We start from the raw sequence: 16,900 nt of genomic DNA, 5'->3' as shown, positions 1-16,900 counted from the left end.
TATACTTGAATTTTTACGCGTTTGCCTCTAAGGTTGGCGCAACAGATTTTGGAGATACTATTATGATCAAAGGCGGCATGGGTAACCTGATGAAACAGGCCCAACAAATGCAAGCAAAAATGGCGAAGGCTCAAGAAGAGATCGCTGCAATGGAAGTTATTGGCGAAGCGGGTGCGGGCATGGTTAAAGTTACTATGCTTGGTAACCACAACGTACGTCGTGTTGAAATTGACGAAAGCTTAATGGAAGACGACAAAGACATGATCGAAGATCTTGTTGCTGCAGCATTTAACGACGCGGTTCGCCGTGTTGAAGAAGAAAGCAAAGAAAGAATGAGCAGCGTAACTGGCGGCATGCAAATGCCTCCTGGGATGAAAATGCCTTTCTAAGCTAACAAAGCTTAAAATAAAAACGCGCTAGCCTTTGGTTAGCGCGTTTTTTTGTGAACATGAGAGGCTATATTCGCTAATTATAAAAAGTTGAATGACTCATCATTAGTGGTTATATTAATACCAATATCATTAATTTCAGCGCATTGAGTAGAATTTATAAAAAATAAAAATACTACCCAGAGGGAATGTCGCTAAAACACCCTAACTAATTGAAATTTAATAAAGATATTAATAACTATCGGTAATAAATTTTACCTGTTATAAAGCTTTATCTAGAATTCTCAATTGGTCACATAATTAATGGAAATGGTATAACTACACTAAACACGCATAATAGGACTATTTATGACTACTCAAGAAAAGCGTGACAAGGCGTTTGAAGCTGTTAAATTGAAAAACTATATTGACAGCCTAAAGCTTGAAGGGATGTCTTTAGTGAAAGATAAAACAACCCTCCCTAAAGATGTTCAAGAATATATTAAGCAGCTAAAAGTATCACATGGTTGATAAGTACGGGGTTAATGATGACCCATACTGTTACCCTGGAACAGACGTACTTATTAATTTATTTGGAATTTCATCCAACGATGTACTAGAAAATGTCGAAGCTGAATTAACAGCAATAAGACTTACTCAATATCATGACACTCAGCGCATACTAAATTTTTCTACTCTTAAAAGCTTACATTTTCATCTTTTTCAAGACTTATATGATTGGGCAGGTCAAATTAGAACGGTTGATATTAGCAAAGGTAATACCCGTTTTTGTAATATAAGTCGCATTGAAAAAGAAACCGAAAAATGTTTTTTAATCTTAACTCACAATAACTATTTATTAGATTCGGATAAAGAAGTATTTATTAAAGTTATCGCTGACTTTTTTTGTGAAATGAATGTTGTACACCCATTTAGGGAAGGTAATGGACGCACTCTCAGGCTCTTTTGTGAGCTAGTTGCTAAAAGAGCTGGTTTCATATTGTCATGGAAAAACGTGAATTCAAAACAATGGCTAGCTGCAAATATTGCTGGATATAACGGCCGTTTACAGCCTTTAATTAACATCTTTTCTGATGCTATTTCTGTCATTGATTAGTAAGAGAAATTTTTCTTAGTAATGACAATACGGCTTTACTTTTTTATTTCTGTTTTGTTCTATATCACCTCAGATGTAAACTCTACTATACACATATATGTCACCCAACTTTAATATTTCCCCTGTCATTTAAATTGCTACTAATGCTAAAAATCCAAGTACAGCTACCTTTGCTTTACCTATCTGGTTTTACTTGTGTGTGATGAAGTTTTGACTGTAAACATTTTGTGCCAGCTATACAGCTAAATTGCAACTTTTCTTAATCTTATAATTACTAGCTAAAATTGTATTTGTTCGCCGTAATCATTAATGTCAGCAGCATATTAAAGATATAAGTTACCGACAAAAAAGGTAATATTTTCAGGAGAAGAAGATGGCTGATTTATTTGAAAACCCGATGGGACTTGATGGTTTTGAGTTTGTTGAATTTACCGCACCAGAAAAAGGTATTTTAGAACCAATTTTTGCAAGTATGGGTTTTACTTTAGTCGCTAAGCACAAATCAAAAGATGTAGAATTATGGCGCCAAGGTGATATTAACTTTATCACTAACTACACTAAAGGTAGTCATGCTGATTACTACGCACAAGAACACGGCGCTTCGGCATGTGGCATGGCATTTCGCGTGAAAGATGCACAGTTTGCTTACTCAAAAGTACTTGAAAAGGGCGCTCAACCTGTTGAAATTCAAACTGGCCCGATGGAGCTTCGTTTACCTGCTATTAAAGGTATTGGTGGTGCAACACTTTACCTTATCGACCGTTATGCTGAAGGTAAAACAATTTATGATATCGACTTTAACTGGATTGAAGGCGTTGATATTCACCCAGAAGGTTGTGGTTTTCATACCTTAGATCATTTAACGCATAACGTGTACCGTGGTCGTATGGACTACTGGGCAGGTTTCTACGAAGACTTATTTAATTTCCGTGAAATCCGTTATTTCGATATTAAAGGTGAATACACAGGTTTATTATCAAAAGCGATGACTGCACCAGATGGTAAAATTCGTATTCCACTTAATGAAGAAGCCGGCAGCGGTGGTCAAATTGAAGAGTTTTTAATGAAGTACAATGGTGAAGGTATTCAACACATTGCCTTTGCTTGTGACGACATTATCGCTTGTTGGGATCGCTTAAAAGCGAATGGCATGAAGTTTATGACTGCACCTCCTGCAACATACTTTGATATGCTTGAAGAGCGTTTACCAGGTCATGGCGAAAACGTAGCTGAATTACAATCGCGCGGCATTTTAATGGATGGTACAACCGAAGGTGGCCAACCTCGCTTATTACTACAGATATTTTCTGATGCGCTGTTAGGTCCGGTGTTCTTTGAGTTTATTCAACGTAAAGAAGATGACGGTTTTGGTGAAGGTAACTTTAAAGCCTTATTTGAATCTATCGAGCGTGACCAACTTGAACGTGGCGTTATCGGCGAAACGGCTTAAGTTGTTGGCAAAGGAGTAATTGATTATGGCTATTAAACGAATTCACCATGTGGCGTATCGTTGTAACGATGCTAAGCAAACTGTCGAGTTTTACCGTGATGTGGTTGGCATGGAGTTTTTATTAGCGATTGCTGAAAACGAAGTACCATCAACAAAAGCGCCAGATCCATATATGCATGTATTTTTAGATGCAGGGCAAGGGAATGTATTGGCTTTTTTTGAAATTCCTAACTCGCCTAAAATGGGCCGCGATGTAAACACACCAGAGTGGGTACAACATATTGCTTTTGAAGTTGAGTCGATGGACGAGTTAGTTGCTAAAAAAGCGCAACTAGAAGCCGCTGGTATTGAAGTACTAGGTCCGGTTAATCATACAATTTTTAAATCAATTTACTTCTTTGATCCAAACGGCCATCGTTTAGAGTTAGTGGCCAATACCAATAAACCAGGTATGTTAGAAGAATTAAAACGCGTTGCACCAGCAATGCTAGATGAGTGGGCTAAAACTAAGAAAGCCCCGAACCATGCTGCATGGTTGCATAATGATGAAGAATTTCCAGGAGTAGAAAAATGAAGTTAGCAAGTTTAAAGTCTGGCCGTGATGGTGCGCTTGTTGTCGTTAATACAGAATTAACCAAAATGGTAAGTGCCAGCGATATCGCTGCTACTATGCAAGATGCATTAGATAATTGGGCAACGGTAGCGCCAAAGCTTGAAGCTCGTTTTCAAGAGTTAGAGTCGGGAGCAATTGCAGGTGAAGCCTTTGAGCAAACAAATTGCGCATCGCCACTTCCTCGCGCTTATCAGTGGGCTGACGGCAGTGCTTATGTAAACCATGTTGAACTTGTACGTAAAGCGCGTAACGCAGAAATGCCGGCAACGTTTTGGACAGATCCGTTAATGTACCAAGGTGGCTCAGATGCTTTCTTAGCACCTCGTGATGCCATTGTTATGCCGCAAAGCGAAGGCTTTGGTATTGACTTTGAAGCAGAAGTTGCTGTTATTGTTGATGACACGCCAATGGGCATATCGAGTGATGATGCACTTAACTACATTCGTTTAGTGATGATAGTTAACGATGTATCACTGCGTGGCTTAATTCCTGGCGAATTAGCTAAAGGTTTTGGCTTTTTCCAATCTAAACCGTCAAGTGCATTTAGCCCAGTATGTGTTACCCCAAGTGAATTAGGTGATGCATGGAGCAATGGTAAGTTATCGCTTGAATTGCAATCTTGCTACAACAAAGAGTTATTTGGTAAGCCTAATGCCGGTATTGATATGACTTTCCACTTTGGTGAGTTAATTGCTCATGCCGCTAAAACGCGTCCTTTATGTGCGGGTACTATTATTGGTTCTGGTACAGTGTCTAATAAACTTAATGATGGCCCAGGTAAGCACGTTCATGACGGCGGCGTAGGTTATAGCTGTATTGCTGAAGTTCGTATGATTGAAACCATTAATGACGGTAAGCCAAGTACTCGCTTTATGGATTTTGGTGACACTATTGAAATGGAAATGTTTGATAAAGAAGGCCGCTCTATCTTTGGTCAGATCAACCAAACAGTTGTGAAGGGCTAGAGCTGGAACTAGTTGCTAGGAACGAGGAACTATAAGAGCATCCTGTTTAAGTAAACAGAACTTGTTATAAAGAGAGGCTATGCCTCTCTTTTTGTTTTTTAGCGCGGGAAAACATGGATTCCCGCCTTCGCGGGAACGACGAAAGGATACGGTACTATTAGGGGATAGGGATCGACGAGGGTAAAGAGCGACTGAAAGTGAAAACGACTAGGGGAGAGTTAACGACGACGAGGGATGAGGTAAAGTCAAGGTGTCAGAGTTCTTGAAGCTTGATAAAAATCAAGGGGGTCAGATCAACTTGATTTTTGATTATGTAACAACGAGGAGCTAGAGGGAAAATTAACACGCGTCATCCTATCACGCGCTCTAGCGAGATGTAGAATCTCCATATTTGACCCCGAGCTATCACATAATTAGCTGCTAGTTACTGAAGTTTTATCTTTAAAGCATTATCGTAATTCAAATATTGTGATAACCTTTAGCCATTATTTATCTGTGTAGTATTTTTCATGAAATTAAGCCCGTTAGTACAAGAGCTGATTGACAGTTTACGTTGTTTACCTGGCGTTGGCCCTAAGTCGGCGCAGCGTATGGCCTTTCATTTATTAGAGCGCAATCGCGTAGGCGGCGCTAAGCTTGCCGACACTTTAGCAAAAGCTATGGTTGATATTGGGTATTGCCAAGGTTGTCGAACCTTTACCGAGTTAGAGCTTTGTGAAATTTGCGCAAGCCCTAAGCGTCAATTAAAACGCATTTTATGTGTGGTTGAATCGCCTGCTGATATTTTAGCGATAGAGCAAACTGGTGAGTTTACCGGGCGTTATTTTGTCTTGATGGGGCACTTATCACCAATTGATGGCATTGGCCCAGATGAACTAGGTTTAGACAAACTTGATGCCTTACTTGGCAGTGGCGATTTCGATGAGATGATCTTAGCAACCAACCCTACGGTTGAAGGTGAAGCAACGGCGCACTTTATTGCTGATATTGCTAAAAAATACGGCATTAATACCTCTCGTATCGCCCATGGTGTCCCGGTTGGTGGTGAACTTGAGTTTGTTGATGGCAATACTTTATCGCACGCATTTTCGGGGCGTAAGAACTTTTAACTAGCTTTGATGTTGAATAAATAAAAACGCCTTAATGCTTTTACTCACATTAAGGCGTTTTAGTATTTTTAGCTTTTAGCTTTTAGCTTTATTACCAATACATTTTTAAACCAGTAGTAAAGCCCCAGCCTTCATAGCGACCGGTTGCATCAACCGAGTCATCCATTTCGGTATATTGAACACCGGCTTGCACTTTTAATTTTTGACCGTAGAAGTAGTAGTTTAAACCGCCGTACATTTCTTTGTACTCGTCACCTTTACCACTGCCGATTTCTTTTTCATAACGGCCTAGTTTGATGCCGTTACTGTCGTCACTTTCCATGTAGGTGTAGCGTAATACACCTTGGAATTTAGTGGTGAAGTCGAAATGTGGCATGATAACAATACCCCATAAGTCACTTTGGCCATTGTAACCTTGACCAAATGCGTATTCAGCGCTTAGGCCAAATTTGCCTTTTTTCATGGTGGAGTTAAGTGATACAACGTTTTCATGATTAGGCGCACCATCTTTAGAGTTATCGGCACCATCATCAGTATCTTTGTGCACATAATCTAAAGAAACGCTTAGCTTGTCGGCAAAGCTTGTTTCGCCAAAGTTATACTTTAGGTGAGTTAAAACAAAGGTGTTGGCATCGTCAACGGCAATTTCTTGGTCGTCGTTACTTGAGAAAACACCAGCTTTGTAGCTCCATTGTGAATTAACTTTACCGCTAACTGAAATACCGGTGAAGTACTCATCGGTAAACCATAAGTTATTGGTTAGGTTATTACGTTGTAGTGTATATAGTTTCTTTGAAGAGGTAGCACCATCAAGAGTAAAACCAACACTTTGTTTTAATGCCTTGATAGTTACATTGTCATTTACGTTCCAGCTAATATAAGCATCGGTTAAACGTTTGTAGGTATCATCAGCGTCGTTGTTAATATCTAAGTCGGCTTCAACGTTGAATGAGAAGTCATCGGCAAATTGACCTTTAAAACCAAAGCGTAAACGGCGAAAGTTGGCATCTTCAAATTCATCGGTTTCACCTGGCGCATTGCCTTCATCGGCTTCAAAGTGAGCTGCGTCAATATGTAAGCGGCCACTTAAAGCAAGCTTTTGTAAGCCTGAAGATTCTTTATTTTCGTATAAATTTGCTACTGACCAAACCTTGTCATAGCCGCTGGTATCTTCTTCAGAATGGGCCGAGTAACTTGCGAATAATAAAGCCGAGGATAAACTAGTTAATAAAAATTTATTTGCAGCATTAGTCATTGCTGACTCCTAAGTTATTGTATATCTATATATTTAGCTTTCATCAATATAGCTTACTTGATTGATGAAATCGATTATCTAAGTGAATAATGGCATTGTATTACCGAAATATTACAGTTTTATTTCAATGGCAAAAAAACACATTACTTTTCTAAAAAAGATAAATTTAATTTTTACCCTTTAAAAAAAATCAGTTATCCCCACATATATTCCATACCAAGAAATACACCATTAATGGTGCAATCAATTAGTTATTAGGAGATGTATTTTTATGTCTGATACAGGCCATAAAGAAGTTCACGGTTTTCAAACAGAAGTTAAGCAACTTTTGCAGCTTATGATCCACTCTTTGTACTCAAACAAAGAGATTTTCCTTCGTGAATTAGTTTCTAACGCAGCCGATGCTGCCGATAAATTACGTTTTAAAGCGTTATCTGATGACAGCCTTTTTGAAGGTGACGGTGATTTACGCGTACGTGTTTCAGTAAACAAAGACAACAATACGATTACGATTTCAGATAATGGTATTGGTATGACTCGCGATGATGTTATAGCTCACTTAGGTACCATTGCTAAGTCTGGTACTGCTGATTTCTTCTCAAAATTATCTGGTGACCAAGCGTCTGATTCGCAATTGATTGGTCAGTTTGGTGTTGGTTTTTACTCTGCATTTATCGTTGCTGAAAACGTGGTTGTACGCACTCGTGCTGCTGGCCATGACGCAAGCGAAGGTGTTGAATGGTCTTCAAAAGGTGAAGGTGATTTTAGCGTTGAGAGCATTGAAAAGAAAAACCGCGGTACCGATATCATCTTGTTCTTAAAAGAAGAAGAGAAAGAGTTTTTAGATGACTGGCGCTTAAAGTCAATTGTAACTAAGTACTCTGATCATATTTCTATTCCGGTACAAATGCTTACTCCTGAAGTAGCTGAAGTGCCAGAAAGCACTAATGAAGAAGGTGAAGTAACACCTGCAATTCCAGCTCAACCGGCAGTTTGGGAAGGCGTTAACAAGGCGGAAGCTTTATGGACGCGTGATAAGTCAGACATTTCTGATGATGAGTACAACGAGTTTTACAAGCACGTATCACATGACTACACCGACCCATTACTTTGGGCACATAACAAAGTTGAAGGTAGCACTGAATATACTTCACTACTTTATGTACCAAGCAAAGCACCATTTGATTTATACAACCGTGAACGTCAACAAGGTTTAAAACTATACATTCAACGTGTATTTGTACTTGATGATGCCGAGCAGTTTATGCCGACTTACTTACGTTTTGTTAAAGGTTTACTTGATTCAAACGATTTACCATTAAACGTTTCTCGTGAAATTTTACAAGACAACAAAGTAACGCAAGCAATGCGTAAAGGTTGTACTAAGCGTGTATTAACTATGCTTGATAAGCTTGGTAAAAAAGATGCTGAGAAATACCAAGGTTTCTGGGATGAGTTTGGTCAAGTATTAAAAGAAGGCCCAGCAGAAGATGCGGCAAACAAAGAAGCGGTTGCTAAGCTACTTCGTTTTGCTTCAACAGAAAATGACTCAGCCGTACAAAATGTATCACTAAACGATTACATTGAGCGCATGAAAGAAGGCCAAGACAAAATTTACTACGTAGTTGCAGATAGCTTTGACGCGGCAAAAAATAGCCCGCACTTAGAAGTATTCCGCAAAAAAGGCATTGAAGTATTATTACTAAGTGACCGTATTGATGAGTGGTTAATGAGCCACTTAACTGAATTTGCTGACAAGCAACTACAATCGGTAACTCGTGGCGGTTTAGATTTAGGTGACTTAGATGACGCTGAAACTAAAGAAGCACAAGAGAAACTTGAGAAAGAATTTGATTCAGTGGTTACTCGCTTAAAAACAGCGCTTGGCGATAAAGTAAAAGACGTGCGTGTATCGCAACGTTTAACTGACTCTCCTGTGTGTATTGTTACTGACGAAAATGACATGAGCTCACAAATGATCAAGCTGATGCAATCTGTTGGTCAAGAAGTACCAGAGAGCAAGCCTATTTTTGAAATTAACGCTGAGCATGCTTTAATTTCTCATGTATCGAATGAGCAAGACGAAGCTAAATTTGCAGAGTGGACAGATGTATTATTTGAACAAGCGATGCTTGCTGAACGCGGTAGCTTGAAAGATCCTGCATCGTTCGTTGCTCGTTTAAACAAATTAATGCTGAGCTTAACTAAGTAAGCACTTTAAGCTAAAAGTAAAAATATCAAGTAATCAATTTGATATTTGTTACTGCAAAATGGGAGGCAAATGTCTCCCATTTTTATTTTTGTCACTTGCGTTAACTTTATACTTGCTGGTTTTTATTATATTTACCACCAAGGTCTAGTAGCTTTTGTTGCTAGAAGTGTAACAATACTGACTATAATACAAAAAAATAAACATCAATTACGCTTCAGCTCTTGTTTGCTAGTGTGATGGCAAGTATTATTGTAAGTTAACAAATTTTATTAAACGACGACATTTAGGGTCTTCTCTATGCGCATTATTTTATTAGGTGCTCCAGGCGCCGGTAAAGGTACACAAGCTCAATTTTTAATGGCTAAATTTGGTATTCCACAAATCTCTACCGGAGATATGCTACGTGCTGCAATTAAAGCTGGAACTGAGCTAGGTAAACAAGCTAAGCAAGTAATGGATGCTGGTCAACTAGTATCTGACGAGCTGATCATCGGTTTAGTTAAAGAGCGTATTGCTCAAGACGACTGTAAAGGTGGTTTCTTATTAGATGGTTTCCCAAGAACAATCCCACAAGCTGATGCAATGAAAGAAAACGGCGTTGCTGTTGACTCAGTAATTGAATTTGATGTTGCTGATGAAGTTATCGTTGAGCGTATGGGCGGTCGTCGTGTACACCCAGGCTCTGGTCGTGTTTATCACTTAGTTTACAATCCACCGAAAGTGGAAGGTAAAGATGACGTTACAGGCGAAGACTTAGCGATCCGTCCTGACGACGAAGAAGCTACAGTGCGTAAGCGTTTAGGCATTTACCACGAGCAAACACTACCATTAGTGTCTTACTACCAAGCAGAAGCTGAGTCTGGCAACTGTCAGTACATCACAATTGATGGTACACAGCCAGTTGAAACAGTAAGCGCTTTACTTGCTGAAAAACTAGCTTAATTTCTAGTTAAAATGATGAAACAAAAGGCTGCATTTGCAGCCTTTTTTATTCGCAAAATATCAAGGTGTCAGACACCTTGATATATTGTTTAGAAGATAGAGATGATATTCGCTATTGCTAGGATTAACAGAGTGATGAAGGTACCTAAGGTACCGACAAAGCGTTGCCATGAAGTGCCAATACTTGAACTAAGTCCTATAGCATGTAAAAAGCGGCAGGTTACTAATAAGCCACCCATAGCATGTAAAAACCAAGGAGCTGCACCGTTTAACTCACTTATTGCCAATAACAATATGCTTAAAGGTACGTATTCAATAAAGTTCGCATGTACGCGTATAGCTTTAGCAAGCTCGGCGTTATCGCCATCTCCAATGCCTACTTTATGCTCTCTTCTTAGGCCAATAACTTTAAAAGATAAAGCCAATAAAATAATCGCGAGTATTCCGCTATAAAATCCGCTAATAACCAGTGACTGCAACATCTAGAGTTTCCTTTGCTTTTGAAAATAGGTTTGATACGCCATTTTAGAGTAAAGTTTTGTGAACAACTAGTGTTATTTTTTATCTTGTAGAATAAGATAAGTTACAAAAATTCATCTATACTTCTTGTATATTTTTTACTGAAATAACAGGATGTTGTTCGATTTAGGAGCTGTGTTGAAGTTTATTATTTCAATTTTTATAGCTGCATTTATTTCATTTGCCCTATTTGCAATTATGGCTTCTCTTGTTGTGCAAGAAGAAAGGTACATCGAAGAAGTACCTGACTGGGCTATTGTAACTATTATCAATAAACCGGAAGATACAAAAATTCAGCGTAAGCACCGAACCTTAGATCCTCCACCTAAACCTGCTGTAATGCCTACAGGTATTATTAATCAAGATAAAGTTGAAACAAAAACGCCTATTGAACATGATATTAATGTCCCTAATTTAGAGGTTGATATTGCACTTGCACCACAAGAGTTTGACCTAAAGTTAATCCAAGATAATGGCGCGCAACCCATTTATCGCTCATTACCTAGATATCCCGTTGAAGCTGCCCGAAATAAAATTAAAGGCTGGGTAAAGTTAAGCTTTTCAATCAATCGCCAAGGCAAGGCTGAAGATATTGTTATTATTGATTCTGAGCCAGAGTTGATTTTTGACCAAGCTGCGATAGATGCATTACATAGGTGGAAATACAAACCTATGATAGAAAAAGGCAAAACGGTTAAGCAAGAAGGCCTTAGTGTGCGCTTAGATTTTGGTAAATAATTATAGCTAAAAGCTAAAAGCTAAAAAGGGCAGGCAACTTAAAGTTCATCTGACCCTGTTGATTTTCTTTTATTGTTCGTTGCTCCGCAGCATATCGATATGAGGGATGTCGTCTTCTAAGTACATGTCAGATACACGGACAAAACCGTGTTGATTGTAGTATTTTTCTAGGTGTTCTTGTGCGCCAATTTTAATGTCGATATTTGGCCACGTTTGCGCGCAAAGCTCTAATGCTTTTAGCATTAACGGGTGGCCAATTCCTTTACCCCGGTATTCTGGCGCAGTGGCGACTCTGCCAATACTTACGCAATCGGGGTAGGAGATATTAGGTGCTAGCAGTCTAAGATAAGCCGCTAATTGCTTGGTATTTTGATCGAAACCGAGCAAGTGAATGGTTGCACTGTCTCGGTCTTTGTTATCAAGCTCTGGGTAGTAACACGTTTGCTCTACGACAAAGACATCAACGCGCAGTTTTAATGCCTCGTATAGTTCATCAGTAGTAAGTTGCTTAAATGTTTTAGCTTGCCAGTTAATCTGTAGAGTCATGTTTTATTTTTATTAAGTTAATAAGTTACTTATGTCTTTGCTGCAATACTGCCATAACTTGGCTTAGACTAACATCTTGATCTTTTAATAAAACTAAAGTGTGGTAAAACAAATCGGCACATTCGCCAATAAATTCTTCTTTTTGATTGGTCGCTGCGGCAAGAGCAACTTCAACGCCTTCTTCACCTACTTTTTGTGCAACGCGGGCAGTGCCTCTTGATAGTAAATGAGCAGTGTAGCTGTCTTCAGGTTTTTGTTGGCTACGCTCATCAATAACTTGCTCAAGGTAACTTAAAAAGTTCTGTTGTGAGCATTGCTCTTCTGGGAAGCACGACTGAGTGCCTAAATGACACGTAGGGCCTTGCGGGCGACAACTGATAAGTAATGAGTCATTATCGCAATCGGTAAGTACAGATTGTACTTCTAAGAAGTTATTTGAGCTTTCACCTTTTGTCCATAGGCGCTGCTTTGAACGTGAGAAAAATGTTGCTTTACCTGATTCGATCGTTTTAGTTAATGCTTCGCTATTCATGTAACCTTGCATTAATACTGCGCCAGTGTCAGCGTGTTGAATAATGGCAGGGATCAGGTTTTCCATTTTATCCCAAGCCAAACTACTGATATTTTCTAATGTTACTTTCATTGTTATTCTCTTGTTAAATATTGGTTTTAACTCTCAAGAGCTAGTCTATGCTTTGTTCGCTTCTATGTGTTTAAATTTCAAGTTGATCTGACCCTCTTGATTTTCAAGGTGTCTGACACCTTGATATTTATTTTCTCATCGCTATGTTGTTGGTGCGTAAATAGCTTTTTAGCTCTTGGATATCGATTATGCCTTTGTGAAACACGCTAGCGGCAAGTGCGCCATCAACATCACTTTGCAAAAATACGTCTTTAAAATGTTCCATAGTACCAGCGCCGCCTGAGGCGATGAGTGGTATATTACAGTGTTCGCGTACCATAGACAGCTGTTCTATATCATAGCCTTGACGCACGCCGTCTTGGTTCATTACATTTAATACAATTTCACCAGCGCCGCGTTGTTGAACTTCTTTAACCCAGTCGATTGTTTGCCAACGGGTTTTAGCTGATTTAGCCTCGTCACCAGTAAACTGATGCACTTGATATACGCCTGTGTTGTCATCATAAAATGAGTCAATGCCAACTACCACACATTGTTGACCAAACTGGCGAGTTAAGCGAGTTATTAGGCTAGGATCAGACAGCGCAGGGGAGTTAATCGATATTTTATCTGCGCCCATTAATAATAGCGTTTGTGCGTCTTGTTCGGTTTTAATGCCACCAGCTACACAAAAAGGAATGTCGATAACTTGTGCTATGCGTTCAACCCAGCTTCTATCGACCACACGGCCATCAGAGCTCGCGGCAATGTCGTAAAAGACTAATTCGTCAGCACCTTCATCAGCATAACGCTGAGCCAGTGGGACTATATCGCCAATGATCTCGTGGTTGCGAAACTGTACACCTTTAACAACTAAACCGTCTTTTACATCGAGGCAGGGGATTATGCGTTTTGCCAGCATGCAATTGCCTCCTCTAAGGTAAATTTACCTTCTAATAACGCTCTACCTAAAATAATGCCGTCAGCGCCAGATTGGGCGACAGAATTGATATTATCTAAATTACCAATACCGCCAGATGCTTGCCAAGTAATGCTTGGGAATTGCTGCTTTAACTCTTGGTAAAGACCATCATTACTGCCAGTTAAGGTACCGTCTTTTGAGATGTCAGTACATAAAACGTGTTGTACGGTATCTTCGCCGTAAAACGCTAATAAGCTTTCTAATGTGGTATCACTGGCATTGATCCAACCATGCGTTGGCAGGAGTTTTTCACCGCTAGCACTTATTTGTACATCAAGAGCGAGAACAATCTTTTCTTTACCGTAAATACCAAACCAAGATTTGACCAGCTCAGGCTCTTTAATTGCTAGAGAGCCAATAACAACTCGACTTGCACCAAGGGCAAGTAAGTCATTAACATCTTGCTGACAGCGTACGCCGCCGCCAACTTGTACAGGCATTTTAGCTACGCTGATGATCTCTTTTAACCGTGTGGTTTGGCGTTTGCTACTGTCTTTAGCGCCATCTAAATCAACTAAGTGTAGAATTTGTGCGCCTTGCTCATAATAGCTAGCAACAAGCTCTTCTGGTGTTTGCTGATAATTGGTTTTTTGTTGGTAATCACCTTGGTATAAACGCACGGTTTTGCCATCAATTAAGTCGATTGCAGGGATAATCATCAGCACAGCTCCATAAAATTACTAAGTAGTTTGGCGCCAGCTTTGCCTGAGCGCTCTGGGTGAAATTGCACCCCTAAAAAATTGTTGTTTTGTAAACAAGCAGAGAATTGTTGGCCGTAATTTGCTTCGGCAATAGTGGCACTATTTATTGGCGCGCAGTAGGTGTGCACAAAATAAAAATAATCGTCAGCGCTTAATCCGTTAAACAATGGCGAATCACTTAAGTTCTCTAAAGTGTTCCAGCCCATATGCGGTAAACGTAAATTATCGCCATTGTCAGGTGTAATACGCTTTATTTCACCCGGAATTAAGTTTAAGCAAGGTGTATCGATGTTATTTTCTATTGAGTGCTCGGTCATTAATTGCATGCCTAAACAAATCCCCAGAACAGGTTGTGTAAGGTTTTGAATAACGTCAACTAAATCGCGCTCATTGATGCTGTTCATGGCAAACTCTGCTGAGCCTACGCCGGGTAAAAACACCTTTTTAGCGCCTTTAATCTCGGCTTTATCTGCAGAGACTAATATTTGATAACCTAAGCGCTCAAGCGCAAATTTTAATGAACTGATATTCGCACAACCAGTGTCAATAATAACGGCATCTGCTGTTGTTACATTTTGGCTCATAGCACACCTTTTGAACTTGGCATCGCATCGCCACTTACTGCTATTGCTTGGCCAAGCGCGCGGCCAAACACTTTAAATAAGCTTTCTACTTGGTGGTGGCAATTACCTTTCGTGGTTGAAAGGTGCAGCGTTACCGCCATTGCATCGGTAATACTTTTAAAAAAGTGACTCACCATTTGTGTTGACATACCGCCAACGCGGTTATCAGTAAATTCACTATTAAATTCTAAATGCGCACGACCAGATAAATCTAAAGCACACTCTGCTTTGCACTCATCCATTGGCAGGACAAAACCAAAACGAGCAATGCCGCGTTTATTACCTAAGGCTTGTTTTAATGCTTCGCCAAGGGCAAGGGCGGTATCTTCAACACTGTGGTGATCGTCTATGTGTAAATCACCATTTACGCTACATTGCATTGAAAAGCCGCCGTGAGTGGCGATTTGATCTAACATGTGATCGAAAAAACCTATGCCTGTTTCAATCTTGTTAGCGCCTTTTTTATCTAAATTAACCACCACATTAATGTCGGTTTCTTTGGTGGTGCGGGTTACTTTAGCAATACGAGGTGAGGTAAGTAATTTGTCGCTAATATCGTTCCAATTCAAGGTTTCACGATTATACTGCAGGGCAGGTAAGCCCATATTAGCGGCAAGTTGTACATCGGTATCTCTATCGCCTATCACAAATGAATTAGCAAAATTGATGCGCTGTTGCTGTAAGTAGTCAGAAACTAAGCCAAGCTTAGGTTTGCGGCAACTGCAATTGTCCTCGTCAAAATGTGGGCAAATTAATTGCTCATCAAAATGCACGCCTTGGCTAGCAAAGATCTCTATCATCTTGTTCTGTGCTAGCTCAAAATCTGCTGTCGGGAAACTGTCGGTGCCAAGCCCGTCTTGGTTTGAAACTAAAACCAATTTGTAGCCAGCGGCAATTAGTTTTAACAGTACCGGAATAACTTGTGGTTCAAATACTAGCTTTTCTAAGCTATCAACTTGTTTATCAATGAGTGGCTCTTCAATTAGGGTACCGTCACGGTCGATAAATAAAATATTTTCACTGCTCATAATGCTGACTCTCTAATTGCTTTGTTGATTGTTATTCAATGTTTGGTTAAATGCGTTGGTCGCATCGATAAATTGTTGCATTTCTTGCTTGCTGCCTATGCTAACTCGTAAACAATTTTCTAAAGTAAGTTGGCTAGATTGGTTACGAATAAGTACGCCTTGCTCAGTTAAAAAGCTAAATAATTGCGGGGCTAAGTCAGTGTTAAATAAAACATAATTAGTGTTTGATTGAAAGCGTTTATTGAGCCAATTTTGTTTATCTAAAAATTGCTCTAATTGCTTACGTAAACCGAGAGTTTGTTGCACTCGATTAGTCATTATTGCTAAGCCTTCAGTGGTTAGGGCGCTACTTGCTATTGCCGCCACAGGTTGTGAAATAGGGTATGGCGCGATAATTTTACTCATCATGGCAATGATATCTTTGCTTGCTAAGGTAAAACCACAGCGCAAACCAGCAAGTGCAAATGCCTTTGATAAAGTGCGCAGTACCACCAAGTTAGGGTAAGTATTAATTAGCTCAGCAAAACTACACTCCGGGCAAAACTCTATATAGGCTTCATCAACAACCACTAAAGCCGAGTCTTTAAACAACTCTATAACGCGAATAATATCGTCACGGTTAATGATATCGCCGGTTGGATTATTTGGTGAGCAAATAAAGACAATTTTACATTGGCCAACTTGTCGCTCAAGCGCAGGGATATCTAGTTGTAAGTCATCGGTTAATGGTACAAGGGTGGTTTGACTGTTATGACCTTTCGCACTGATAGCGTACATGCCATAAGTTGGCGGGCAAATAACGATATTATCTTTTGCACTTGCACAAAATGTTCTGATCAATACTTCGATGCCTTCATCCGCACCGCGTGTTGCTAATACTTGCTCCGCTGGTAAATTGGCATATTGAGCATAATTATTCACTAATTCTGTTGGTTGGAAGTCTGGATAACGATTTAAATTGCTTAAATTTATTTGTAATTGATTGTTACCGCCCGCTTCATTAGCATTTAACCAGCAAGTACCACCACTTTGGCCGCGCCTTGCTGACTGGTATGCCACCATATCTCGCACGTCATCACGTACTAATTTGTTGGTTAATGAGTCAGTCAT

The 16,900-nt window shown here is 39.7% G+C and carries 19 protein-coding genes; 10 read left to right on the top strand and 9 right to left on the bottom strand.

Annotated elements, in window-relative coordinates:
- Positions 1-59 precede the first annotated feature (59 nt).
- From FNN08_RS06530 to recR, 7 genes are all read left to right on the top strand, one after another.
- Positions 60-389, top strand: a complete 330-nt coding sequence (locus FNN08_RS06530; protein ID WP_185962604.1) for a YbaB/EbfC family nucleoid-associated protein — start codon at positions 60-62, stop codon at positions 387-389.
- A 348-nt stretch (positions 390-737) separates the two neighbouring features.
- Entirely contained in the window at positions 738-899 is a 162-nt protein-coding gene (locus FNN08_RS06525) for a YhfG family protein (protein WP_143583907.1), read from the top strand.
- Positions 892-1,485 carry a putative adenosine monophosphate-protein transferase Fic gene (locus tag FNN08_RS06520; protein ID WP_143583906.1) on the top strand — a complete coding sequence of 198 codons (594 nt, stop codon included), beginning with the start codon at positions 892-894 and terminating at the stop codon, positions 1,483-1,485. Before FNN08_RS06525 ends, FNN08_RS06520 begins: the two co-directional genes overlap by 8 nt.
- 373 nt (positions 1,486-1,858) lie before the next feature.
- Entirely contained in the window at positions 1,859-2,935 is a 1,077-nt protein-coding gene (hppD, locus tag FNN08_RS06515; RefSeq protein WP_143583905.1) for a 4-hydroxyphenylpyruvate dioxygenase, read from the top strand.
- 25 nt (positions 2,936-2,960) lie between these two features.
- Entirely contained in the window at positions 2,961-3,509 is a 549-nt protein-coding gene (locus FNN08_RS06510) for a VOC family protein (protein WP_143583904.1), read from the top strand.
- Positions 3,506-4,513 (top strand): fumarylacetoacetate hydrolase family protein, encoded by a 1,008-nt coding sequence (locus tag FNN08_RS06505; RefSeq protein ID WP_143583903.1) that lies wholly within the window; start codon positions 3,506-3,508, stop codon positions 4,511-4,513. The genes FNN08_RS06510 and FNN08_RS06505 overlap by 4 nt, the downstream gene beginning before the upstream one ends.
- Positions 4,514-5,022: 509 nt before the next feature.
- Entirely contained in the window at positions 5,023-5,622 is a 600-nt protein-coding gene (recR, locus tag FNN08_RS06500) for a recombination mediator RecR (RefSeq protein ID WP_143583902.1), read from the top strand.
- Positions 5,623-5,713: 91 nt separating this feature from the next.
- Here the strand turns inward: recR and FNN08_RS06495 are convergent, their stop codons facing one another.
- The gene (locus tag FNN08_RS06495) at positions 5,714-6,877 is read right to left on the bottom strand and encodes a porin (RefSeq protein ID WP_143583901.1); all 1,164 of its coding nucleotides are present in this window, start codon (positions 6,875-6,877) and stop codon (positions 5,714-5,716) included.
- A 271-nt stretch (positions 6,878-7,148) separates the two neighbouring features.
- On the opposite strand from FNN08_RS06495, the gene htpG reads away from it, so the two are divergent.
- Complete coding sequence (htpG, locus tag FNN08_RS06490) at positions 7,149-9,089, top strand: molecular chaperone HtpG (protein ID WP_143583900.1); 1,941 nt, start codon at positions 7,149-7,151, stop codon at positions 9,087-9,089.
- Between the two features lie 297 nt (positions 9,090-9,386).
- Positions 9,387-10,031, top strand: a complete 645-nt coding sequence (adk, locus tag FNN08_RS06485; protein ID WP_143583899.1) for an adenylate kinase — start codon at positions 9,387-9,389, stop codon at positions 10,029-10,031.
- An 89-nt stretch (positions 10,032-10,120) separates the two neighbouring features.
- Here the strand turns inward: adk and FNN08_RS06480 are convergent, their stop codons facing one another.
- Positions 10,121-10,513 (bottom strand): MAPEG family protein, encoded by a 393-nt coding sequence (locus tag FNN08_RS06480; RefSeq protein ID WP_143583898.1) that lies wholly within the window; start codon positions 10,511-10,513, stop codon positions 10,121-10,123.
- Between the two features lie 175 nt (positions 10,514-10,688).
- Here FNN08_RS06480 and FNN08_RS06475 point away from each other — a divergent pair, with 175 nt between their 5' ends.
- Positions 10,689-11,288 (top strand): energy transducer TonB, encoded by a 600-nt coding sequence (locus FNN08_RS06475; protein WP_185962574.1) that lies wholly within the window; start codon positions 10,689-10,691, stop codon positions 11,286-11,288.
- 69 nt (positions 11,289-11,357) lie between these two features.
- On the opposite strand, the gene FNN08_RS06470 is transcribed toward FNN08_RS06475, so the two are convergent.
- From FNN08_RS06470 to hisC, 7 genes are all read right to left on the bottom strand, one after another.
- The gene (locus FNN08_RS06470) at positions 11,358-11,834 is read right to left on the bottom strand and encodes a GNAT family N-acetyltransferase (RefSeq protein WP_143583896.1); all 477 of its coding nucleotides are present in this window, start codon (positions 11,832-11,834) and stop codon (positions 11,358-11,360) included.
- A 25-nt stretch (positions 11,835-11,859) separates the two neighbouring features.
- Positions 11,860-12,477 carry a bifunctional phosphoribosyl-AMP cyclohydrolase/phosphoribosyl-ATP diphosphatase HisIE gene (gene hisIE / locus FNN08_RS06465; protein ID WP_143583895.1) on the bottom strand — a complete coding sequence of 206 codons (618 nt, stop codon included), beginning with the start codon at positions 12,475-12,477 and terminating at the stop codon, positions 11,860-11,862.
- Positions 12,478-12,604: 127 nt separating this feature from the next.
- Positions 12,605-13,378, bottom strand: coding sequence for an imidazole glycerol phosphate synthase subunit HisF (gene hisF / locus FNN08_RS06460; RefSeq protein WP_143583894.1), 774 nt, complete (start codon positions 13,376-13,378; stop codon positions 12,605-12,607).
- Positions 13,360-14,097, bottom strand: coding sequence for a 1-(5-phosphoribosyl)-5-[(5-phosphoribosylamino)methylideneamino]imidazole-4-carboxamide isomerase (hisA, locus tag FNN08_RS06455; RefSeq protein WP_143583893.1), 738 nt, complete (start codon positions 14,095-14,097; stop codon positions 13,360-13,362). Before hisA ends, hisF begins: the two co-directional genes overlap by 19 nt.
- A complete protein-coding gene (hisH, locus tag FNN08_RS06450; protein WP_143583892.1) occupies positions 14,097-14,723 on the bottom strand; it encodes an imidazole glycerol phosphate synthase subunit HisH in 627 nt (208 codons plus the stop codon). The genes hisA and hisH overlap by 1 nt, the downstream gene beginning before the upstream one ends.
- Positions 14,720-15,790 (bottom strand): bifunctional histidinol-phosphatase/imidazoleglycerol-phosphate dehydratase HisB, encoded by a 1,071-nt coding sequence (gene hisB / locus FNN08_RS06445; RefSeq protein ID WP_143583891.1) that lies wholly within the window; start codon positions 15,788-15,790, stop codon positions 14,720-14,722. The genes hisH and hisB overlap by 4 nt, the downstream gene beginning before the upstream one ends.
- Positions 15,791-15,802: 12 nt before the next feature.
- The gene (hisC, locus tag FNN08_RS06440; protein ID WP_143583890.1) at positions 15,803-16,900 is read right to left on the bottom strand and encodes a histidinol-phosphate transaminase; all 1,098 of its coding nucleotides are present in this window, start codon (positions 16,898-16,900) and stop codon (positions 15,803-15,805) included.

The sequence above is a fragment of the Thalassomonas sp. M1454 genome (assembly GCF_007097525.1).
Taxonomy (GTDB): Bacteria; Pseudomonadota; Gammaproteobacteria; order Enterobacterales; family Alteromonadaceae; genus Thalassotalea_A.
Note: the sequence above shows the minus strand (reverse complement) of the source record. Positions and strands in the feature narration are given on the sequence as shown.